Here is a 23,646-nt window from a genome sequence, read left to right as displayed (position 1 = left end):
CGACGCCTACATACACTGTAGAACAGTCTTCACTGCCCCGTTATGGGAGAACTGCTCTTGTCGTTGTCCTCCTGTTAGAGGCGAAATTGTATGGAGGTGGCTTTTCGATGCCCGGAATGTTTGCGGCGATCGCATTGTTTATCAAACAGCTGTCGCTCCTTGTTTCTTACGTCAAGAACAACGCTTTTCCTCAGCCGCTGCATGAAGAAGATGAGCTCAAGCACCTTCAACTCATGGCGGAGGGAAATCAAGTTTCGCGCAATCTGCTCATTGAGCATAACCTTCGTTTGGTTGCCCATATCGTCAACACATTGTGAACACAACCCAACGTCACTACTAAACGGGAGGGATACGAATGCCTGGATTGTTTGCTGCTATTGCGTTGTTCATTAAACAATTATCGCTGCTTGTTTCCTATGTGAAAAATAATGCTTTTCCGCAGCCGTTGCAGGAGGATGAAGAAGCAAGGCATATTCAGCTGATGGCAAACGGCGACCAAAAATCCCGCAACCTTCTGATTGAGCACAATTTGCGATTAGTCGCTCATGTCGTGAAGAAGTTCGATAACTCGAAGGAAGATACCGAGGATCTGATCTCCATCGGCACGATCGGGCTGATTAAAGCGATTGAATCCTACTCGCCGGATAAAGGAACGAAGCTGGCTACATTCGCCGCAAGGTGCATCGAGAATGAGATTCTCATGCATTTCCGCTCCAAGAAGAAATCAAGCAAAGATATCTCGCTGAATGATCCGATCGGCACGGATAAAGAAGGCAACGAAATCTCGTTAATCGATATTCTGGGCACGGAGCAAGACGAGGTGCTCGAGAAGGTGCAGCTAAGCATCGAGAAATCAAAGATCTATCGAAATCTCGATATTCTGGACGCTCGGGAACGGGAAGTCGTTGTCGCGCGGTTCGGCTTGGAAACCGGCGGGGAGGAAAGAACGCAAAGGGAAATTGCTAAGGATCTGGGGATATCCAGATCGTACGTATCGCGTATCGAGAAGCGGGCTTTGATGAAGCTGTATCATGAATTTTATAAAGCGAAGCGTTGAGATTAAGTTAAAGGCGGCAAGGGATTCATGATCCTTTGCCGCCTTTCTGCTGTAATGGCTTATGCTCCCGATATACGAGGCATCGGCATCACTTCTTTACCAAGCTCCGCCCAAATGTATCTGAGCATCAGGTTGGATTTCAACGCAGCGTGTTCCGGATCGTCCCACAAGTTAATCAGTTCCTTCGGATCTTCCTGCAGATCGAAGATTTCACCATAGGTTTGATTGTAGTAAACGGTGATCTTGTAACGCTTATCCACGTATGTTTTCTGATGAATCGTCGTGGGCTCATGACGGAATTCGCAAATCGCGTGATCTCTGGCGGAAGAGGCCGAGCCTTTCCATACGAGGCTTTGATCTACGCCTGTCATCGCAGAGGGAATCGGAATACCGCTTAGCGACAGGAATGTCGGCGCGAGGTCAACGAGCGATTGGATGGCATCCGATGTTGCTCCTGCGGGAACATGTCCCGGATAACTCACAATAAACGGGAGGCGAATCAAATCCTCGTAATGAAAGCCGCCTTTGGCCTGCAAGCCATGCTGCCCGAAGAAATGACCATGATCGGTCGTAAACACGACAATCGTGTTGTCTGCGATACCCAGCTCGTCCAGTTTATCTAGAATGGTACCGATATATTTGTCCATGAGGCTGATCATGCCATAATAGACGGCAACAAGCTTCTTCTTGTGGTAATCGGTAAGCATCTTGTTTTCTCCGTATGCGTAAGAATGATGCGAGTGGTAGCCGTGAATGCCTTTACCGGTTTCATTCCAAGGCGAGAAGTCGGGAGCATGTTCTTGGGTTAGGCCGAAATGAGGAGGGTTCTTGTCATGCTCGCCCGGCACGAGTGAAGGAATCGTGAGCGTGTCCGGGTCGTACATCGTATCCCATGGCTCCGGCGCCAAATATTCCGGATGCGGATCGAAGAAGCTGGACCAGAGGAAGAATGGCTTATTTTCATCCTTGTACTGCTCCATAAGCGCATTCGTGCGTTCTGCGATCCACGTGTTGTAATGGTATTCTTCCGGAATTGGCCATTTGTACGGGATGGCAGGGTCCATGTTCCCGGTAGGGGCAAGGAAGTAGTCCCGCCAATTGGTACAGCCCTTCTCTTCCAGCCATAAGGCGTAGTGCTGACCGACATGTGCTTCGTTTGTATGGTTGCGCGTGAGTTCAACATGCTCGAAGCCATAGAAGGGACCATGGAAGCTCTTCCATTTATCCAAATCTTGCAAGATCGGGTAAGCTTCCACCGAAGGATATTGGTCCGTTGATGCGAGCGGCTGAAAATGAGCTTTGCCAACAAGGGCCGTGCGATAACCGGCAGCGCTGAAGTCCTCTCCTACACAGTGACGGTCTTCCAATAGCTTCGTTCCAAGCGTCCATGCGCCGTGCTGGCTAGGGTATTGCCCCGTAATAATGGATGCCCGGGTTGGCGTACAAGTCGGATTCGGGCAGTAGGCTCTGGTAAACGTTGTGCCTGAACGTATGAGCCGATCCAAATTAGGCGTTCGCAATTCGTTATTGAAATAACCCAGCGTGTCCCAATGCTGTTGATCGCTTGTAATTAACAAAATGTTTGGTTTCGTCATGAAAATTACACCTCCATGAATAAATTGTATTGCAAAATAAGAAGGTGTAAAATAGCGACGTGTATGGTTTGTTTATCAATTTGTAAGGTCGGAAGGCGGGGCAGAGCAGAATGGATACTCCGGTAACAGGCAGCAATGAATCGGCAGCGTTTATCTATTACAATCTGAATGAACTGGACAAGCAATGCTCCATCTGGCCGGTGCGCGGCGGGATAACGGAGACGAAGCGCGGATACTATGTCGGACCCAAGCGAATCGAAAGCTATAGCTTGCACATCGTGAAGGAAGGCTTGCTTCGAATAGAGTGGGATGCCGGAAACCACGTGACGCTATCCGAAGGCGATATCTTTTGCTTATTTCCGATGCGTACCTATACTTATTATGCAATCGAAAACGAAGCTCCGCCGAAGATGAGCTGGATCGTCATTGACGGTCCGCGAGCTGCAGAAATGATAGAGCTGACCGGGCTCAAGAGCGACTATCCTTTCCTGCATGGCAAATGGACCAAGGAAGCGGGGTTGGCGCTGCAAGATTTGCTTCGTTTGATGAGTGGGGAAGAGAAGGAAAACGCCCTTGTACGCTCGCTTGACATGCAAAGTTTGCTATATCGGCTCATTGCGGCACTATGCCGGACAACACCGAAAATAGATACAAGGGAGCCCGCGGATTGGGTTGAGCAGAGCATGTCCTATATCCGGCAGCACGCCTTGGAAGGCATTAGCGTCGAACAAGCGGCAAGGGCGGCGGGGCTGAACCGCACCTATTATTCGGTCGCTTTCGCGAAGAAGGCGGGAATGCCGCCGAGCGATTACATTACGCAGGTAAGAATGGATGCAGCCAAGCGGCTCCTCGCAGAGACGGATGCCTCCATTACCGAAATCGCATATACGACGGGGTATTCGTCCTTATACGCATTTACGCGAACGTTTAAGAATCGTCTTTGCTTGTCGCCGACGTCCTATAGGGAAGCTGTAAGGAAAGGAATATAGAGATTTTATAGAATCGGACTAAGTCAAGCCGCTTGTCGAATAAATCAGTATGGAGGTGGTTAGATGGAGAAGGCAGCTTATGTGTTCACCTATGTATCCACGGCCAACGCTGAAGCAAATAAGAGGAGTACTGAACCATCAAGCGACAATACAGCAGCGATAGAAGCCAAGTGGCGCGTCATTGACTACATTCTCAAGCAGATCATCGTCCAAACCGGCTGAAGGTATTCAGGCGGTTTATTTGATTAGGCATGATAACGGCGAAGGAGCCTCTGCAAGAAAGGAGGTCAATCAGATGTATACCGCTGTTTACGTTCGGGTGTCGACAGGCATGCAAGCGATGGAGGGAACGAGTTTAGACGGCCAAGTGGAGCTTTGCATCAAGAAAGCGAATGAGCTCCATGTACCTGAAGCAGCTATTAAAGTGTATAAGGAAGAGGGGGTGAGCGGCGAGGATATTGATCGTCCGGCTATGAACCTGCTTAGGCAAGATATTGGCGCAGGGCTTATATCCCAAATCATCATAACGCATCCGGACAGACTGTCGCGCGATCTGACCGACAAGTTATTCATTTGTCGTGAGTTCGAAGCCAAGCAAGTGCAATTGACGTTCGTGGACACGGAATATAAGAACACGCCGGAAGGGCAGCTCTTCTTCAACCTGATCAGTGTGATTGCGCAGTATGAGTTATCCCTGATTAAGAAGAGAACCGTTCGCGGACGGTTAAAGGCAGTCGAGAAAGATAAAAAGATCATGCCGATGCGCGTCCCGCCCTATGGGTATGATCGGATCGGCAGCAGTTTGGCGATAAATGAGAGCGAAGCTAAGTTTGTGAAGCTCATTTATCAATGGTACATCCGTGACCATCTAACGATGAGGGCCATTGGAAATCGATTAGTCGAAATGGGAGCAGAACCGAAAAGGGCAGAAAACAAAGCATGGAATGCCAGTTCCATACACCGCATATTGAGAAGTGAAATTTATGTCGGGAAGTATTATTACAATCGCAGAAGCACGCAGAAAGTCAAAGGGGAACGTACAACAAAGGGAGCACCTAAGAAGACCTATACTTATCGCGACGAAAGTGACTGGATCCTTGTCGAGGTGCCGGCAATCATCGATGAACGTTTATTTCTGTTGGCGCAAGATCAGCGCGTGAAGAATACTAGACATGCAGGCAATCGGAAATACGAGTTTTTACTTCGCTCCTTATTACGGTGCGGTCATTGCGGCCGTAAATGGGAGGGGACCACCTATTCAGGGCGTGTCAACAAGTTCACGGGAACTAGGGAGAAATACAAATGTTATCGGTGTCCGAACCGAAATCCAAGGAGGTTTGGCACGTCGATAAAGATATGCCCCGCTCCAACCATACGAGCCGAGCTGCTTGATGAATATGTCTGGAGTTTAGTGATGGAAGTTGTTGCCGATCCGGAGGAGTATAGGAAACGGTTATATCAAAACAAAGAGTCGGTGATTGACGAATTTGTATTCATGTCAGATTCCCTTCAGAAGCTTCTTTCCACTAAGCAGAAACAAGCGGATAAAATCAAAATCATGTTTAAAAAGGATCTAATCGATGAAGAGGAGCTGGAGTCGGAGCTCCGCTCATTAAAGGCCGAGATGGCTGAATTACAACAACGATATGAGTCATGTCAAGATCAGATGGGCTTATTGAAATCGGAAGCATCAACAACGATAAATAACCGATTGGTTTTAGATCAAATAGATGCGTTTATTAGGAGCAAAGGAGAACACTTAGCGTTTGAGGAGAGGCGACATATGCTCCACATCCTGGTTGATGAATTGATAATTAGGGTCGAGGATGAGGCTGTTTATATTACGGCTGTCGGTCACTTAGACACGCTCCTGAGTGATGAATAAGGTGTCCTCGTTTGAGCAAAGATGACATCGGGTTGCGTACACAATATCAAGAAGTTCGACAACACCGGAGAGGATCTGGAAGACCTCATCTCGATCGGTACGATCGGACTTATCAAAGCCATTGAAAGCTTCCAAACAGGAAAAGGGACGAAATTGGCGACATTTGCGGCGCGTTGTATCGAGAATGAAATTCTGATGCATTTGCGGTCATTGAAGAAGACGCGCAAAGACGTATCCCTCCACGATCCGATCGGAACGGATAAGGAAGGCAATGAAATCACCTTGATCGATATCCTCGGCACGGAAGCCGATGATGTCGCGGAGAAAGTGCAGCTCAAAATCGAGAAGAGCAAGATTTATAAAAATTTAGATATATTGGATGACCGCGAGAAGGAAGTCGTCGTCGGCCGCTTCGGCCTTATCGCAGGCGGCGAGGAACGGACGCAGCGGGAAATCGCGAAGGAGCTCGGCATCTCGCGTTCGTATGTGTCGCGCATCGAGAAGCGGGCGCTGATGAAGCTGTATCATGAGTTTTATAAGGCGAAGAAGTGAATTTTGTCGCGACGCCGAGTGGAACTGTTCCATGAAAAATTCAACATAAAAAAGCTGTACAGAATTCTGTACAGCTTTTTTATGTTGAAAAGTCATTACATACAGCTAATACTTGCGTGACTTTGGAATCATTTTTTTGAATCGACGAAACAAGACAAAATCTGAAACAGGAAAAAAATTCCACAAAACAGAAGATAGATTAGGAAGAAATAGCGAAGAAATTGTAATTGGAGGTAGTTTAGATGGCCACACTGCAACAATCAATACGCTACGACGGTGATGCAACGGAGGCTCCAATCAACAAGATTAACCTGACATTTCTAGAACCGGTATTCGATTACTCCGTAATGACTGTACTTAATGGTTTAAACAGGGCACAAATTGGAACCGATAAAGTCGTAATTGAACATGCTTTGCAAAATACGACTTACAATGTAGTCTTCCCAGCGTTCAATCTGGCAGGTAAAACAGAGCAATCAGCGGCTAATTTTCTTAGTTTTTATCTGAGTGCAACCTCTGCGAATCGCATCGGCGACTTAACTTTCAACGTTCCGACAAGCTTTGACTCGGCAGATATAGCGGTCGGTAAAGCTTCATTGAGTGTCTTATACTGGATTCGCACTGTGAGCAAATTGGTCGACTCCGTGGGGATTATGACAAGGGTAAGAACCTATCCCAGCTATTCTGACACGATAACGTTTCTTGACCGGAACTTGCTTCTTCTCAACAAGGACGTGTACGATGGCATCTTACCGAAGTTTAAAGATATAACGGGCAGCGACGATGACATGCTGCTTCTTAGGCTCATCGGACATTTCCTCGATGATACGGGACTAGATCCTTGGTATATCGATTGGAATGATAATTTGCTTATCAAGCTCCTCAGACTTCTCAATGGAGAACATCTCGAAGATCCGGATAAGAGAATTACCGAGTTGATCATTGAGGTTTTCAGACAAATCTTCGATTTTCCTTTGACCGTGCCTGCTATACATGAGCTCGAGATTGCTGGCGATTTCACGATTAATAAATCGGACCAAAGCACGATAAGTCTAAAGGAGTTAAGTCTTTTTGAGCTGTCAGTTGAATGTCCTGTCACGAATGCGAATGGAGCGGTAACACCAATCAAGTTTCCATACGATTGGCACAATAGCATATTCTCGATCGATGCTCATAAAACTAAATTTGCATTCGATTTCAGTTCTAAACAAATTTTACAGAATGCAGTAACCGGGGCAGTAACCGTAACGGTTAAAACCTTTGATGGAGTCCCGGTTTGGCGCAATGCTTACACCGCAGCGAGCCCGATGCTCAAAGAACTTCATATCACTGTGGATCAGGTAAAACCAGCAACACTAAATGAGCCTAAAGGTGCAAGCAATGATAAGCAGAAGAAGCTGCGAGGACAGCTGCTTGAGTTAAACAAAGACGAATGCCAGCTCAAAGACCAAACCGTACTCATTCAGGCAAAAGGCAATAATGAAGAACTATGGCGGGTTGTTGCGGCTGGGATAACGGACGCTTCGGGGAATTTCTCACTGCCATATCCTTTTGGCGAATATGTTGCTGCGCAGGCGTTGGTTTCATTAATGCCTGATTCGCCTGCAGACATCCCCATTCAAAACAATGGAAACAAGAATGAAACGATCTCTGACGATTTCCTATATTTACTCATCAGTAATCCGCAGTGTACACATGATGATGCCAACGGAGATTGCGGTTGTAATGCCCCCAAGAAAGCGCCACGATTGCCTGATCATGCTGACCTGATCAACTCGGATGATTACACGCAAGACATCGGAGGAGCCTGTGTCAATTTATCCACTCCTAACCGCACGCTAAGCGAATATAGCTACCGAGGGGTCGTTCGAACTTCCGATCCGGAAGTTGCTAACTATACGTTAAACAAGAATATAGATGGAAGCTTTGATTTGGTGAGCAGTAAAACAACCATTGAACGTGCCGCGATTAGTTTGGGTAATCCTGTGCGCTGGGCGGATGCCCCGGAAGCACACGAGAATCTAACGCTATACCAAGCGGTAACCGTTGCAACGGGGCATGTGCTTCATTATAAAACGATTTTCAAGGCGGATGGGTACTCCCTCGGCAATCTGCTGTACTCACTTGCTCTTGCTCCAGGACAGAAGAAACAAATCGTTGTACTTGATGCAGCGCATCAATTGCAAGGGACAGAAACCCAACATATTGCACAAGGTGAGAGTTTAGCAGCTAACTTGATAAATGAACGAAACACGCTTGACCAGCTTAGCGGCGCGCTTAGTGAAGCTTTGAGCGGCAACAGTTCGTCAAGCACAGGTGGGGTTAGCGCTGGACTGGGCGCAGCTGGATCGCTGGGCTTCGTTTCCGCATCATTAGGAGTCGCAGGGGGCTACTCCAGCTCAGATTCTTCCGCATCGCAGAACAGTTCCCGGGATACGTCCATGTTTTTCGGCGAGAAGCTGAGGCAATCCATTATGCAGAACGCGGAGAGTTACCGTCAACTTAATGCTTCCGTCGTAACGACAGTGAAGGAAGGTCAGCAGTATAGCGTAACAACGGACGTAGTAGCCAACCATAATCACTGCCATGCTTTGACGATGATGTATTTCGAAGTACTCCGGCATTACGCCATTTACCAGGAACTCGTACAAGTTGAAGAGTGCGTATATGTTCCGCTGCAGATGACGAACTTTTCCCGAAAAAACATTTACAAATGGTCTGACGTACTTGCAAGCAACCTGCTTCCGATGCCATCGAATACCACCTTTCAACCCATTCCGTTTCTACGATACCGGGTCAGCCACCCGCTTATCCCTGCCTTTGATGCGAATGCACGAATCGAGACGAATTATAAATTCGTAGACTTCCCCGAGCCGGGGAAGGCATATTGTGACGAGCCAATCACGTCCGTGACGGGTTATATTACGCTCAGGGTAAACATTCCGCGTCCGAAGACGGTATATGATCGGATATTATCATTTCCGATCGTAACGAAGACTCAGATTACGAATCGCAACGGCGGCGGCATCTGGGGAGCTATCTGTGATGTCGTTTCAGGTCCGGATTTAGTTGGAAACTCGTGGGAAGAAAGACAGAAGTTCACGGATGAACATATCGTAATCTATGACAACTTTCAACAAGGACGTCCTGCCGATGTTATTGAGGTGATCAAGTTCGAAAATTTATTCAATTCAACCAGCCATGACGATGCACTCTGGCAGGAAATTGCGAATTTATGCGGCTACACCGATATCATAGCCTTTATGACTAATTACTTTGCGCATAAGACCATCTCACAATGGGATACGGTCTATAATGACGAGATTTTGCCTGTCGTGTTCGAGCAACTGGTAGATCACTCACTATCGATTCCTCCATTCTCAGCCATCAATTTCTCGACGGTTGGGAAATATCATGGTGGTGAGAGATTGATGAGGATAAACGTTCAGGCGAATACCTCAGATACACGCCAAAAAATCGCAAATGTTCAAGTGTTGTATACAAATAAATTGAAAAACCCAACAAACTTTTGGCAACCAGCAACATTCATGGTTGAGAACTTACATCTTGGCTATACCACCAAACATTATGAAGGCATCATTTTTAGCAAAACAATGGGAGACAGCATAACCGATGGTGCAACCATACAATTTCCAACGCCGATGAATAAAGACGAACAGCGTAATCCAAGGGAAGAAGACCAGAACCTAGTACTGAAGCTGCTTGAACACTTGAACAGTAACATCGAGTACTATAATAAAGTGCTTTGGCGATTGCTGGATCCGGATCGTCGCTATATGATGCTGGACGGCTTCAATATTCAGATTTTTAATTCTCAAGGGCTGCTGATCGGATCTCGGAGTTTGGCTTCGGTTATTAAGAACGAGCTGTTAGGCATTACAGGGAACTCGCTTGTATTTCCTGTTGCTTCCGGCTATCGGGTAAGTCAATCTTATATCGCAGAAGCCAATGAAGATGGTGAGATTGAAGATGTGACACTATTTGACCATTACAAACCTCTCACTCCGATTCCGCCATATCGCATTAGTGTACCATCACGAGGGGTATTTCTTGAGGCTGTTCAAGGCGCTTGCGATGCTTGCGAGAAGGTTAAGGAGAACTCCTCACAAGACTGGACCAAATTCACAACAGATGAACCGACGAGTGTAGCTCCAGTGACATTACCAACTCCTCAGTTTACCGATTGGAAGGCTGCATTCAAGGATTTCGCGCAGCCGATTGTCAATATTCAGAACGCGCCGGCGCTCCCGGATTCAGGGGCAGGTCTTTCCGGTATAACGAATTTGTTAGGTAAATCCGATGCATTCCGTGATATCGCCGGGCTTGACGGAACGCAGCAGAATGTCATGCGTACCTACCTCTCAAACCAGGAGAATGCGAAGGCTTTTGCCCAGATGGCGCAAGCTATGGCCATGCAGCAGCACAACACCGACCACTCGGATAAAATTATGGAATCGCTCAATACGGCAAGGGCGAGCGATGCCATTACCAAAGACGAGTATGGAAGCCTGGTGAAGGATCACCTGCAGAAACAAATTGACGGCGGGGAATCACAAAAGAGAGCGGACGAGCTGGAACAGAAAAAACAAGAGACTTCGCCAATAAAGTCGGCTCTTGATTTAGCAGCTACTAAAAACAACATGACAGTTTCAGCTATAGAAAGTGATAGTAGGGGGACAAAATCAATTAATGTTAAAGATGAAAGTAATCCAATATATGAACCTGCAGTATTTGGGAAAAGTGATGTTGATAAAGCTCAAAAGTATGTTCAATATTGGGGTGAACTGCTTCGATTTGAAGTTCCAATTGAGATAACGAACGGTCTTAAATCTCGTGAAAATGAGATGAGGTTACAAAAATTCACTGATGCGATAGGTGATCTTAATTTAGACTATTATCCAGTGAAAATAAACGTTTTTCCAAATATCGGCGGGGTTAGAGTGGATTCAAATGGATTATTGCGGCATATTCGATTAAACTTAAATAACTTTATTGATACTTCCTACGCAGAATTTATTCCATTTACAGTTGGGAAGGACGATGTTCAATGGACATCATCAACTCCTGCAGGCAGTGTGTTCAAAATTAAAATTACGCCGGATAATGCTGCCGTTGTAGCGAGTCTTGTAGAGAATAATCGGTGGAGATTTTCTACAATTACAACTCATGATACTGGTTCGCATCCTGTTTCAGGCCATCGTGAATTTGGAATTACTACGAAAGCGGATGGTACCACTACTTTTTATATCCAAGGGGCAGATCGAACGACGGATTTTTTCGAATCAATTGGTGACTCGTTTGCTTTCTCCCAGGCAGACAAGTTATGGCTTTCATTACAATCGAAGCTCGTAGACTTTGTGAATAACAACGGGGGCTCTGCTGAAAAACTAAACCGTTTCAGTGATCGATTTAAATGGGATGTAGCAATGATTTTGTTGCGAAATCAAGAAAATACAGATATTCAAACTATGCAGATTTAAGAGTTTTTTTGTTAAATAGCTGCTGCCAAATGACCCATTTGGCAGCAGCTATTTTGTTTTTTTCTGCGAACTGTAAATAGGAAGTGCGGAAAAGTCAGTCAACGGATTACAGTAGTCGGGGCAGATGAAACGATTTTATAATGAACCTGACTCGGCGGTGCTGTACTGTCGAGCTTAACCGTCAATGGATATGGGAGGATAATCAAGGATGACCATTCGAATAGTGCTGGATACGGATATTGGACCGGATTGCGATGACGTTGGCGCGGTAGCGGTTTTGCATGCTCTTGAAAATTTAGATGAAGTGCGGATTGCCGGTATGACGCATTGCACATCCAGTAAGTGGGGAGCGGGATGCCTCGACGCCTTGAACCGGTTCTACGGAAGAGGCGACATTCCAATCGGCACACTGACATTACCGTGGTTTCTCGACGATGATCACGTACATGCGAAGTACAACAAAGGGATTACGCTTGGTTACCCGAATCGCTATCAGACGGAGTCTGCGCCTGATGCGGTGGAGATCATGAGGAAAGTGCTTGCCGAAGGTGAGGATGGCGAGACGGCAATCGTTGCGATTGGTCCATTGATCAATCTCATGAGGCTGCTTGAATCAGAAGGAGATCAGTATTCTCCGCTTAATGGATTGCAGCTGGTATCCGCGAAAGTAAGCAGGTTGGTTGCGATGGGAGGTTATTTTCCGGCAGGGAAGGAGTGGAACTTCGAAATGCATCCGGCTTCCGCTGCTCATGTTGTCGCGAATTGGCCGACTCCGATCGTATTTTCCGGATTTGAGATCGGTGCTCCGATTCATACCGGCGGAAGTTTGCACAAGGCTTTACCGGATACGCATCCGCTGCGTAAAGCTTACGAGTGGTATGTGGGCGTAGGCGAGACAAGGCATAGCTGGGATTTGACTGCCGTCCTTTATGTCGCGAGAGGGCATCATCCGTTCTGGGAGCTTGAAACCGGCACTGCAACAGTCGACGCGCAAACCGGAGAGAACGGCTGGACGCCGAATCCAAATGGGAAACATGCGTACTTAAAGGCGGTAACGAGTCCGTCTCTGGTGGCGGAAGTATTGGATCAACTCATGACCCATGAAACAGAGGAAGTTGGACTTAGCCATGCATAATAGACCGGCAATCGCAATTGCAGGAAGCTTGAATATGGACCTAGTCGTCTCGATGGAGCGAATGCCGAAGCAAGGGGAGACCGTGAAAGGCGAGCAGTTTCACACCGTCCCTGGCGGGAAAGGGGCTAATCAAGCGCTTGCCTGCGCGAGGCTTGGCGCGGATGCTGCCCTAATCGGAGCAGTAGGAGACGATGCGTTCGGTTCGATGATGAAGCAACAAATGAGCACAAATAACGTTCGCACTGACGCAATTGCAACGATTCAGGATGCGCCTACCGGTATCGCCACAATTATGCATGCAGCTAATGACAATAGTATCGTTATCGTTGAAGGAGCGAACGGCATCTGTACGCCGGCTTGGACCGAGCGGCATGCGGATATCATTCGGCAGGCACAGGTGCTTCTGGTACAACTGGAAATTCCATTGGAATCGGTTAGAACGGCCATGCAAATTGCTCGAGATTCCGGTGTCCTTACTGTCCTGAATCCGGCTCCTTACGTGGAGCTGCCGGATGACATGCTTCAATTGGCCGACTATATTACGCCGAATGAATCGGAATTCGAGAGTCTTACCGGTGCTGTATACGGCACCGAAGAGGAGCTCGAAGAGGGAATGCGTCAATGGGGGAAGGAGGGACCGACCTTAATTGTGACGAGGGGCGGGAACGGCGTTTCTTTTCTGAAGGACGAAAGACTGCATACGATAAAAGCTCCTCAGGTTGAAGTTGTAGATACAACAGGTGCAGGAGACTGCTTCAATGGCGCGTTCAGCGTGGCGATCGCAAGCGGGCTGGACTTGGAGGAGGCTGTTGCATTCGGCATCAAAGCCGCTTCGCTGTCGGTCACGAAGTTTGGGGCACAAGCAGGCATGCCTACATGGGAAGAGGTAGACGCAGGGTAGAGGAGGGTACAATGAAAATCTACGAGGACCGAGATTTCTTCCCGAAACCGTCGTATCCGTTCTTCATTGACAAATATACCATTCGTAAAGGCGAAGTCATCCCGATGCATTCGCATAGCTTCTATGAACTCGTCTTCGTCGTGGAAGGCCATGCGTGGCATGAGTGCAGGGGCGAAACGCGAGAGCTTCAAGAAGGCGATGTGTTCATTGTCGATCCTCAGACAGCGCACAGGTATCGTGGACGCGAGGACGAGGTGACTGTCGTCTACAACGTCATGTTCCAGCTGTCGCTGCTCGATCGGGAACTCAGCAGGTTGAGCGAAATCGATGGATTCGTCGATTTCTTCTACCTTGCGCCATTTCTACACCGTTCTCCGCACAGGAGTCCGTATTTGAACGTGAACGGCCGAGCTCGCGCGACGCTGGAAGGAAAGCTGCAAACGATCAGCTGCGAAGATGAGCGGAAAGTGCCGGGATATGAACTGATGGTGCGTTCCCAGCTCATTGAATTCTTCGTCTGCCTAAGCCGCTACATGCTGGAGCATAAGAAGGAGCCGGCAAGGAAGCAGGTCGAGGAAACGGAATGGTTGTCTTGGGTTACGGCATTGCTTCGAGAAATCTACAACCAACCGATATCCTTGAACCAGTTCAGCCGAATGTGCGCGATGAGTCCTTCCGCGTTTGCGCAGAAGTTCAAGCAGCGTACGGGCAAGAGCTTTCTGCAATTCAAGCGCGAGCTCCAAATAGCCGAAGCTTGCCGCCTGCTGCGTGGCACGGACCGAAGCATCGTTCAGGTAGCAGGGGAAACCGGCTACGACGACCTCAGCCATTTCTACCGGATCTTCCGCCGTCAAGCAGGCTGCACGCCTCTTCAATACCGTAATCATCAAGAAGCCTGCCCTACCGCTGCGCGTTAGTCAGACGCGCGATCGGATGGAGCGGGCTTTGCTTCGTCGAAGAGCGGTCAGGCGCTTAAACCAGCTTCGGATAGAGAGGGCCGGCTATCGGAGCGCCTGCAACCAGGCTTGGATCCAGATCGCATAGGATGTGCGGCTGGCCGGTGTAAATGGTGCCATCCGGCATAAAGATGATCGCGAGCACGCGCCGCGGCTTGTCGGTAAGGTTCGCATGGGCGTAGTGAAATGTCAGCCCGTCGTGGAAGGTGCAGCTCCCGGCCTTCATCGGAACGACGACCGGCCTTGTATTGCGCACGGATTCGCTTTCCTCGAAGGCGTATAGATCCTGCGGGTTGACGAGGTCGACCGCGTTTAACTTGCCTACCTGATGGGAGCCGGGAACGAACATCATGCAGCCGTTTCGCTCATCGACATCGTCGAGCGGGAGCCAGATGGACAAGGCGCCGCGTTCTTTCATCGGCCAGTACGGAAGATCCTGGTGCCAAGGCGTCGGCTTGGAGTCGCCGGGCATCTTATACAGCAGATGGTCGTGAAATACCCTGATGCCGTCTGCCCCCGTCAATTGTCTGGCCATGTCACCGAGCCGGCGGCTAAGCGAGAATCGGGACATGCCGCCGTGGTCGCGCCATGTGTTGAACCGCTGGTTGAGTACGCGATAATAGCCGCGGTTGGTTTTGTCCGGCTGAGTAGATTGGGACACCTCGACATGCATCGCTTCATCCGCGCATAAGCGAAGTTCGCGAAGCTCTTCTTCGCTAATGACGCCGTCCAATTGAACAAAACCGTTCTGCCGATAAAATGCTATTTTCTCCTGTTGAAGCGCTGTTGTGTCGTACATGATTCTATTCTCCTCTGCTAGGAATTTCACTGCCTACTATCGTTATACCAATGGTCAAGCATAGCGGTCTTGGCAGTTATTCCGAAATTCATTGGACGTAATTAAGGTCAATAGAAGACAGGGCCGGGAGTAAAGGAATCAAAGTAGCTTGTTCGCGATTTGGTAGATTAAGATAGAGCTGCAAGCATCTAAAAATGTTGAGGGGGAGTTTATAACGATGAAGGGGAAGTATCGCGTTATCCTTACCGTAATTGCACTGTATGGTCTGGTTCTAGGTGTGTTTGCAAGCGTTTCCACGGCAGCCGTCTCATGGAATGCCGCTACGCTGCAGAGCGTGGACGATCCGAGCGGAAATATTTACACGTACGCACCATCGGTTGTTGTGGACGGCAATACGGAGCATATCTACACCTGCCATAACAAGAACAGCGGCGAAACCCATGATAGTATTTACTACACGAAGCGAGTGAGTGGCACGGTAGTAGAATCCAAGGAAGTGCTCGCTTCGGGCCCGAATGGAGCATGGGATGATTTCCACCTATGTGATCCTTCGGTAGTGGCCGGCAAATTCAACTATAACGGCACGCTGTACAATTATGCGATGTTCTACCTCGGCAATAATGATGATTGCAGCTGCAATAATCAGATCGGCGTTGCGTTCTCCAACGATCTGTCGGCGAATGCTTGGGTGAAGTATCCGAACGCAATTGTTCAGCATCCGGCAGATGGGACTTGGGGGCTCGGGCAACCGGCGGCCACAAGCGTTGACGGTAACGGAAGAGTGCTCCTGTTCTACACCGGGGAGGAGCCGCAAGCGAGCAACGACTGGGGCGCATGGCGCCGCGACATTAACCTGAACAACATGTCGAGCCCATCGATAGGGGCACCGGTCAAGTTGACGACCTCCGGGCTGAATGGGACGGACGGATCCGCCGACTACCTGAATAACTTTGACGTCGCCTACGACGGCACGCGCGATCGGTTCTTCATTATTCGCGAAATGCATCCGTACCCTGCAAGCGATCCGAACTTTATCGGAGACAGCCTTGAGGTCGCCAGTATTCCGGCTGCGAACATCTGGAGCGGCGGCGGTGCCTGGCAGCGCGAGGCCGTGATTTCTCCGTCACTGACCGGCTTCGCCCGCAACCATAACGGAGGAATCGCACGTGATGCATGGGGAGGACTCCCATCCTCGGCTTCGTTCAAAGCGGTATTCACGGATGCCTGCGCGAATTGCGGCAATTCACTATGGAGCTACGATCTATGGTCAATCACGGGTTCCCTTACCGATGGCGCAGGCGGTGGCGGAAGCAGCATAGAGTCAGGCAAGACGTACGCGCTTTACAACAGAAAGACGAATAATGTGCTAGACTGCTACACTTCAACCAACGGCACGCAATGCTACACCTGGGATTGGACGAATGTCGTGAACCAGAAGTGGATCATTACTGATGTAGGCGGCGGATATTATAAAATCATTAATTCTTCGACCAACAAGGCGCTCGATAACTATGACGCGGCGAATGGAAGCTCCGTTTACGCCTGGGATTATGTCAGTGGAAATGATCAACAGTGGCAGATTCTCCCGACAAGCGATGGCTACTTCAAGGTTATTAACAGGAAGACGGGCAAAGCGCTTGACGCTTATAACGATGTTAATGGAGATCCGACGTATGCCTGGGATTATGTAAACGGTCTAGACCAGCAGTGGCAGCTCGTGAAGCTGAATTAACTGCCAATATGCTCACTGACAAGCCGGCGGCCCGACAGGGCCCCGGCTTTATTAATGTTGGCAAGCAGTCAATAAAAGGCAGTCAATAAAATGCAGTGGCGACCTTCCTTTAGCATCAGATACAATGAAGTATCCGGGCATCCCTCGTGAAAACGAGTGGAACTTGCCTGCCGCTGTCGTATCTAGGGAGGCATACTTGTGAAAGCGCTTCAGACCTTACGTTCCCGTATTCGATTTCGTATCTATGAGAAGCTTGTAGCTGCGTTTCTACTGACGCTGATCCCGATTCTAACGATCAGCTTCTTGGTGACGCTTTCCAGCGAAGCCACGATTCGTAAAGATATTTCCGTATCGCTTCGTTCCAAGGTGCACTCGTATTTAAGTACGTTTGAAACCGAGATGACCCGAATTATCCGGATGAAGGAACGATATATGGTTGATGAAGACGTACAGAATCTCATCATGTTCCATGAGATCATGCCATTCGATGAGCAGCGGATAGCGATGCTTTCCATTCAAGAAAAGCTGCGGCAATTTCGCGATTCCAGCTTGTTCGTCGAAGGGCTGAAGCTGATGGTGCCTGAGCTCGGGCGCGATATTCAGGATGAACGCATCGATCATAATTTTCCTGCCGATGAAATTAATGCCCTGACGGAAATGCGCAGAACCCGTCAAATTCTAATGCCCGTGAACGATAAATTAATTCTGGGCGACAGTTATCCGAACGATGCCATGTCCATGCAGACCCCTGAGGCATGGTTGGAAGTCGTGCTATCCACGGCGGATATCGAGAGTTCCTTGCTCCAGTTTTCCGAGTTCCGGGACGGCCAAGCCGTGCTCTTCGATCAAGGCGGCAAATGGACGCTTGGCGTACCGCCGAAGCAGAAACAAGAATCCGATGAGACGGAGGCAAGCTCACTTAAGGTACCGACTAATGTCCTGCAGGCCGCCACAAAAGACGGAATCGGACGATTCGAGCTGGATGGCACGATGTATTATTTTGCAAGGGAGACGTCTGAGCTTCTTCATGTCACCTTGCTCATGTACGTGCCCGAGAAGACCGTGCTCGGTCCGCTGGACTGGTACAAGCAGCTGCTCTGGATTCTTGCGGCGACGTCGATTCTCGTTATTCTCGTCTTCTCCTTGTGGATTTACAGGTTAATTCATCGACCTATTCAACGTCTGACAATGGCTTTCCGGCAGCTGGAGAAAGGCGAGTTTCAGCAGTCCTTGGCCTTGCAATATCGGTATAAGGACCAATTCTCGGACTTGTATCAGCAGTTTAACTATATGTCCTCTAGGCTCAAGCAGCTGATTCAGGATGTGTACGAGCAGGAGCTCAGCTTGAAGCGGGCGGAGCTCAAACAGCTGCAGTCGCAGATCAATCCGCATTTCTTATATAATATCTTCTTTCTGCTCAACCGCATCTTGCAATTCGAGGACGTAGACAACGCCAAAGCACTTACCCGTAATCTCGGTACGTACTTCCGATATATTACGCGAAGCTCAAGCGACGAAGTGGAGCTGCAGCAAGAGATGGACCATGTCCGTTCTTATGCTGCGATTCAATCGATTCGCTTCGGCAGCAAGCTGCAGATCGAACTGGATGAACTGCCGACAGAGGCCAAGACGATCCGTGTACCAAGGCTGATTCTTCAGCCGATCGTGGAGAACGCGTTCGAATACGGACTGGAGGATCATCCCGACCAAGGGCAGTTGCGCATCAGCTGCGCCTTGAGTGCCGGGCTGCTCACCATCCAAGTAGAAGATAACGGGGAGAATCTATCGGACGACTTGCTCAAGGATATCTCCTCCAGAATGAAGATCAAGGACGCCGCGGTTGAAACGACAGGCATGCTCAACGTCCACCACAGACTTCAATTGAGCCTGGGCTCCAGCGCGGGATTATCGTTATCGCGAAGCGCGCTTGGCGGTTTGGCTGTACGTATTCAAATTCCGGCGGCAACGGACAACGGCATTGCGAATAAGGGGGATGTTTAAATGTACCGTCTGATGATCGTGGATAATGAGGAATATGTCGTGAATGGACTGGTTGATTTGTTCAGCCGACTGAATGATCCGGATATGGAGCTGGAGGTCATCGGCGCCTATTCCTCCAAGGACGCCCTTGAAACGATGATGCGAACCAAAATCGATATCGTCATCAGCGATATCCGGATGCCGGGCATGAGCGGTTTGGAGCTGCAGCGCATCATTCAAGGCCGCTGGTCCCGCTGCAAGACGATTTTTCTGTCCGGGTATGACGATTTCAACTATGCCCAGGAGGCCATGCGATACGGATCGGTCAACTACATCCTGAAGACCGAGGGCGACGAAGTCATTATCGAAGCGGTTAAGCGGGCTATTGATTTGCTGCGCGACGATTCCGAGCTCCAGCAGATCGTGCAGCAGGCGAAGCAGCAGCTGCAGAAAGCGATCACCCCGCTGCAGCGGGAGTACTTCAGCATTTTGCTCAATGGAGATCCTTACGCGTTCCGGCAGATGGAGAAGCAGTTCGCCGAGCTGGACATTCCGCTGTCGCCGAACAAACCCGTCTTTGTCGTGGCGGGCCGTATCGACGAATGGAACGAGCAATATGGCTATTACGATCAATCGCTGCTGCTGTATGGATTGCAAAACATCGCCAAGGAATATCTGTCGCTCTCCGCTGTCCATGTATCGTTCGTTCACGATCGGTCGCGCGTCGTTTGGTTCATTCAACCTGTCTCGGAAGACAACGCGCCTACTCCTGTCTTGCGGGAACATCTGTGGCGAATGACCCGGCACTTCATCTACGGGACGTTCGAGAGCATTCAATCGACCTGTCTCGATCTGCTGCATCTCCCGATTTCGGTAGCCATTAGCAGGGAATGCGTCCCATGGGACAAAATCGGCCGCGAATATGCGCAATTGGGTAAATATTTTCAATCCGGCACCAAGAAGCAGCTGCTTGTCGTCGAAGGGGAACGCATGGACGAGCAGGAGATACAAGAAGAGGTCGCGGTCGATACGAAGCAGCTCATCACCCAATACGAGCTGTTAAGCTACAACCTGGAGCATGGGCAGCATTCCGCATTCCATCAAATTCTCCGCAACCTGCTCGACACCGGAAGTCAGGCTTCTCGGCTTGGCAACTGGCTGCTGGCAACGCAAATTAGTACGACGGTGCTTGCGATTTTCGATCCCTTCGTGAAGAACCTGCCTCAGCCGGATTCAGCGGTCGTACAATCATCGTACAATCCCGAGCTGCTGCTAAACTGGCACGAAGCCGAAGCGGAAATTAGGAAGAGGGCCGATGCCCTGTTCGAGCATAAGAAGATGGATGCGGAGACCGAAGGGGATGAGATCATCCATAAGGTCAATGCCTTCATTCAAAGCCGTCTGGGCGGTGATCTGACCTTGAATGCGATCGCACAGGCGATTGGTCATAATCCATCTTACCTCTCCCGGCTGTATAAGCATAAAGCAGGCCAAGGCCTGTCCGAATATATCATGGAGGCGAGACTGCGGCTGGCTAAGGAGCTGCTGGCACAGCCTCAGTACAGAATCAGCGAAGTATCCAAAGGCGTCGGTTTTCTGTCCGAGCATTACTTCTATCGGTTCTTCAAGCGTGCAACTAAGCTGACCCCGCAAGAGTATCGCGAGCAGTTAGTCAACAAAGGCCAGTAAACGGCGTAAACAGAACGCAGTAGATGAAAGCGATTTATACCTTCTATACTAAAGCTACCGAGAGGCCGGCTCTCCTAGGTTGATCAAGAGAATCATGATAAAGGCCATTCAGATGAGATGATGAATACGGGAGGTCCAGAAGATGACGAAGAGAAAATCGCTTGTCGTGCTGCTCGGCATGACGCTGGCCATGAGCAGTTTTCTAGGTGCATGCAGCTCGGGGAACAACAATAACGGGGCGAACGATACGAAGAACGCGGTGGAAGGTACGAACACCGGCGATAATGCGGCAGCAGCCGATAACAGCGGGACAGCTGCAGACAATACGGCTTCCCCTTCGGATGAGAAGCTGGATCCGATCAAGGTTGACTGGTATGTAGACCTCTCATGGTGGAAATACAACGGCGACCTGGGCAAGGATAAGTTTTCTACATTCGTTAGAGACAAGTTCGGTCTGAATTTGAATTTCATCACGCCGGCTACCGATGACGGACAGAAGCTTGCGGCTATGCTCGCTTCGAGCAGCCTGCCGGATATCATTACGTACGAGGGCTGGAAGGACGATCCGGGCTACAAGCTGTATAAGAGCGGAAACCTTGCCCCAATGGACGAGTTGATCGCGAAGTATGCCCCTGAGTTCAAGCCATACCAGGACGTTGCAGACTGGTACCGCCAGTCGGACGGTCACTTCTACGGCTTGCCGAACTACGCATACTCCAAGAATGAACTGAAGCCCGGCGAGAGACTGGAGCCGAACAGCGGCTTTACGCTCCGCAAGGACATTATGGAGAAGCTGGGCAACCCGGATATCTCGACCGCGGATAAATTCATGGCCGTGCTGGAGCGCGTGAAGAACGAGATTAAGTCGTATGACGGCAAGCCGCTCGTTCCGCTTCAGCTGTATGAGTTCAGCGACCAAGGGAACGGCTCGATGAACTGGCTACAGCAGTATTTCGCGACACCGTTCGAATCGCCGGATGGCAAATACCTCGATGTTCGCTTTCAGGAGAAGTACTGGGAAGGCGTGAAATTCCTGAACGAGGCTTATCGTAAAGGACTCGTCTCGCAGGACAACTTCACAGACAAACGCGACCAAATCAATGAGAAGGTGGCAAGCGGACGCGTTTTCTCGCTGCTGACTGCAAGCCAGGATTTCAATGAGCAATTCAAAACCTTGTTTAATGTGGACAATAACGCGCAATTCCAAGCCTTTGCGCTGCGTAACTACAATGGCGATGCTCCTTATTTGCAAGACCTTCGCGGCTACGGCTGGCTGCTTACTTCCGTTAATAAGAACAGCAAAGCAGCAGATCGCATCACGAAGCTGATTGCGTATCTGAACAGCAAGGAAGGCCAGGACCTGGTTGCATTCGGCTGGGAAGGCGAGACGTATACGAAAAATGCGGACGGCACATATACGATGACGCCGGAATACAAAGCTGGCGAAGCAAACGGCGAATCTGCGAAGAAATACGGAATCGGCTTTAACCTCCAACAGGATTGGCTGACCATTAAAGACCTGTATGCGAAACCGACGGAGCCTGTAGATGTTTATCTGGCTGACATGAAGAAACCTCTCGTGGAATTCAGCTATGACTTCAATGCCGCAACGCCGAAGTTCGATCCGGAGAATCCGCAATATAACGATATGACGGAGTTGCGCACAAAACTTAATTTGCTGTGGGGCCGACTGCTTCCGAAGATGATTCTTGCAGGTTCCGAGGAGAAGGCGAAGCAGACGTATGACGATGCGGTCGCGCAAATGAAGAAAGCCGGCTGGGATAAGCTGGATGCCTTCAACCAAGAGATGTACCAAGCAACGAAGAAACGTCTCGGCGTGGAGTTCGGCTGGCCGGGCAACATCAAGTAATAACGGATAACTTGGGCGGGGCATGCTGCTGACAGGTGGCGGCATGCCTCGTTTATTGGGAAGGAGTGTGCAGCATGCACAAATCTAGCATCTTCATGCGGCTTGCCGCTCAATGGCAAATTCAGCTTATGTCCGGGCTCGGCTTGTTATTTATCCTCTTATTTGCCTATTTGCCCATGACCGGCGTCATTATGGCGTTCAAGGACATGGATCACTCCTTCAACCTGATCCATGATATGTTTCATGCCCCATGGGCAGGGTTCTCGTTCTTCAAGGAGTTTTTTAACGACGATCAATTCAGCGATATTTTGAAGAATACGGTCCTTCTGAATCTGCTGCAGCTGATCATTAATTTCCCTGCACCGATTATCTTTGCCATCATGATCAATGAGGTGCTGCATGCCCGATTCAAACGATTCGTGCAGTCGCTTTCCTATCTGCCTCATTTCCTGTCTTGGATCGTCTTCGGCGGCATTCTGACGACGCTGTTGTCCATGCAAGACGGCGTAGTGAACATTTTCTTGCTGAAGCTGGGCATCTTGAGTCATCCTTTTGACTTTCTCGGCGATGCGAACCACTTCTGGGGCTTGATTATCGGCACATCGCTGCTGAAGGGACTCGGCTGGGGCTCCATCATCTATTTGGCCGCGATTACATCCATTGATTCCACGCTGTTCGAAGCAGCGACTATCGATGGTGCCGGCCGCTTTCGCAAAATCTGGCATATTACGATTCCGAGCATATCCGGGACGATTCTGATCTTCTTCTTGCTGTCGATCGGCAATCTGCTTAATTCTTCTTTTGACCAAATTTGGATTTTTCAATCGCCGCTCAATATTGATCGCAGCGAAGTAATCGATACATTCGTGTACCGGGTCGGCATCAAGGAAATGCGTTATTCCTATACGACCGCGGTAGGATTGTTCAAGTCGGTCGTCGCGCTGCTGCTGCTTGTGACCGGTCATTACGCCAGCAAGCGAATTGCGGGCCGAGGCCTTTTCTAAA

General features: G+C 49.4%; 17 protein-coding genes. 15 read left to right on the top strand and 2 right to left on the bottom strand.

Features of this window, described 5'->3' with window-relative positions:
• The first annotated feature begins 107 nt into the window (after positions 1-107).
• Together BLW29_RS13115 and sigK (BLW29_RS13110) are read left to right on the top strand one after the other, a co-directional pair.
• Positions 108-317: a hypothetical protein gene (locus BLW29_RS13115; protein WP_371264714.1), complete on the top strand. Its 210-nt coding sequence runs from the start codon at positions 108-110 to the stop codon at positions 315-317.
• 38 nt (positions 318-355) lie between these two features.
• Positions 356-1,057, top strand: a complete 702-nt coding sequence (sigK, locus tag BLW29_RS13110; RefSeq protein ID WP_090980118.1) for an RNA polymerase sporulation sigma factor SigK — start codon at positions 356-358, stop codon at positions 1,055-1,057.
• Positions 1,058-1,116: 59 nt separating this feature from the next.
• On the opposite strand, the gene BLW29_RS13105 is transcribed toward sigK (BLW29_RS13110), so the two are convergent.
• Positions 1,117-2,652 carry a sulfatase family protein gene (locus BLW29_RS13105; protein WP_090980116.1) on the bottom strand — a complete coding sequence of 512 codons (1,536 nt, stop codon included), beginning with the start codon at positions 2,650-2,652 and terminating at the stop codon, positions 1,117-1,119.
• Between the two features lie 110 nt (positions 2,653-2,762).
• On the opposite strand from BLW29_RS13105, the gene BLW29_RS13100 reads away from it, so the two are divergent.
• The 8 genes from BLW29_RS13100 to BLW29_RS13070 all read left to right on the top strand — a co-directional run bounded on the left by BLW29_RS13100 (position 2,763) and on the right by BLW29_RS13070 (position 14,532).
• The gene (locus tag BLW29_RS13100; protein WP_090980114.1) at positions 2,763-3,641 is read left to right on the top strand and encodes an AraC family transcriptional regulator; all 879 of its coding nucleotides are present in this window, start codon (positions 2,763-2,765) and stop codon (positions 3,639-3,641) included.
• Positions 3,642-3,704: 63 nt separating this feature from the next.
• Positions 3,705-3,863 (top strand): hypothetical protein, encoded by a 159-nt coding sequence (locus tag BLW29_RS31415; RefSeq protein ID WP_177186608.1) that lies wholly within the window; start codon positions 3,705-3,707, stop codon positions 3,861-3,863.
• A 73-nt stretch (positions 3,864-3,936) separates the two neighbouring features.
• Positions 3,937-5,526 carry a recombinase family protein gene (locus BLW29_RS13095; RefSeq protein ID WP_090980112.1) on the top strand — a complete coding sequence of 530 codons (1,590 nt, stop codon included), beginning with the start codon at positions 3,937-3,939 and terminating at the stop codon, positions 5,524-5,526.
• Between the two features lie 21 nt (positions 5,527-5,547).
• A complete protein-coding gene (gene sigK / locus BLW29_RS13090) occupies positions 5,548-6,078 on the top strand; it encodes an RNA polymerase sporulation sigma factor SigK (RefSeq protein ID WP_090980109.1) in 531 nt (176 codons plus the stop codon).
• 242 nt (positions 6,079-6,320) lie between these two features.
• Positions 6,321-11,579 (top strand): hypothetical protein, encoded by a 5,259-nt coding sequence (locus BLW29_RS13085; RefSeq protein ID WP_090980107.1) that lies wholly within the window; start codon positions 6,321-6,323, stop codon positions 11,577-11,579.
• Between the two features lie 208 nt (positions 11,580-11,787).
• Complete coding sequence (locus tag BLW29_RS13080) at positions 11,788-12,714, top strand: nucleoside hydrolase (protein WP_090980105.1); 927 nt, start codon at positions 11,788-11,790, stop codon at positions 12,712-12,714.
• Entirely contained in the window at positions 12,707-13,615 is a 909-nt protein-coding gene (gene rbsK, locus BLW29_RS13075) for a ribokinase (RefSeq protein WP_256208584.1), read from the top strand. The genes BLW29_RS13080 and rbsK overlap by 8 nt, the downstream gene beginning before the upstream one ends.
• An 11-nt stretch (positions 13,616-13,626) precedes the next feature.
• Positions 13,627-14,532, top strand: coding sequence for an AraC family transcriptional regulator (locus BLW29_RS13070; protein WP_177186607.1), 906 nt, complete (start codon positions 13,627-13,629; stop codon positions 14,530-14,532).
• Between the two features lie 55 nt (positions 14,533-14,587).
• Here BLW29_RS13070 and BLW29_RS13065 read toward each other — a convergent pair whose 3' ends face one another.
• Complete coding sequence (locus BLW29_RS13065; RefSeq protein ID WP_090980100.1) at positions 14,588-15,370, bottom strand: phytanoyl-CoA dioxygenase family protein; 783 nt, start codon at positions 15,368-15,370, stop codon at positions 14,588-14,590.
• Positions 15,371-15,587: 217 nt separating this feature from the next.
• Here BLW29_RS13065 and BLW29_RS13060 point away from each other — a divergent pair, with 217 nt between their 5' ends.
• The 5 genes from BLW29_RS13060 (at position 15,588) to BLW29_RS13040 (ending at position 23,645) form a co-directional block, all read left to right on the top strand.
• Complete coding sequence (locus tag BLW29_RS13060; RefSeq protein ID WP_090980098.1) at positions 15,588-17,102, top strand: RICIN domain-containing protein; 1,515 nt, start codon at positions 15,588-15,590, stop codon at positions 17,100-17,102.
• 198 nt (positions 17,103-17,300) lie between these two features.
• Positions 17,301-19,103: a sensor histidine kinase gene (locus BLW29_RS13055; protein WP_090980095.1), complete on the top strand. Its 1,803-nt coding sequence runs from the start codon at positions 17,301-17,303 to the stop codon at positions 19,101-19,103.
• Positions 19,104-20,771, top strand: coding sequence for a response regulator (locus tag BLW29_RS13050; protein WP_090980092.1), 1,668 nt, complete (start codon positions 19,104-19,106; stop codon positions 20,769-20,771).
• 142 nt (positions 20,772-20,913) lie between these two features.
• Entirely contained in the window at positions 20,914-22,641 is a 1,728-nt protein-coding gene (locus tag BLW29_RS13045) for a type 2 periplasmic-binding domain-containing protein (RefSeq protein WP_090980091.1), read from the top strand.
• A gap of 74 nt (positions 22,642-22,715) precedes the next feature.
• Positions 22,716-23,645: an ABC transporter permease gene (locus BLW29_RS13040; protein WP_090980089.1), complete on the top strand. Its 930-nt coding sequence runs from the start codon at positions 22,716-22,718 to the stop codon at positions 23,643-23,645.
• Position 23,646 lies beyond the last annotated feature (1 nt).

It is taken from the genome of Paenibacillus sp. CF384 (assembly GCF_900106745.1).
GTDB lineage: Bacteria > Bacillota > Bacilli > Paenibacillales > Paenibacillaceae > Paenibacillus_Z.
Note: the sequence above shows the minus strand (reverse complement) of the source record. Positions and strands in the feature narration are given on the sequence as shown.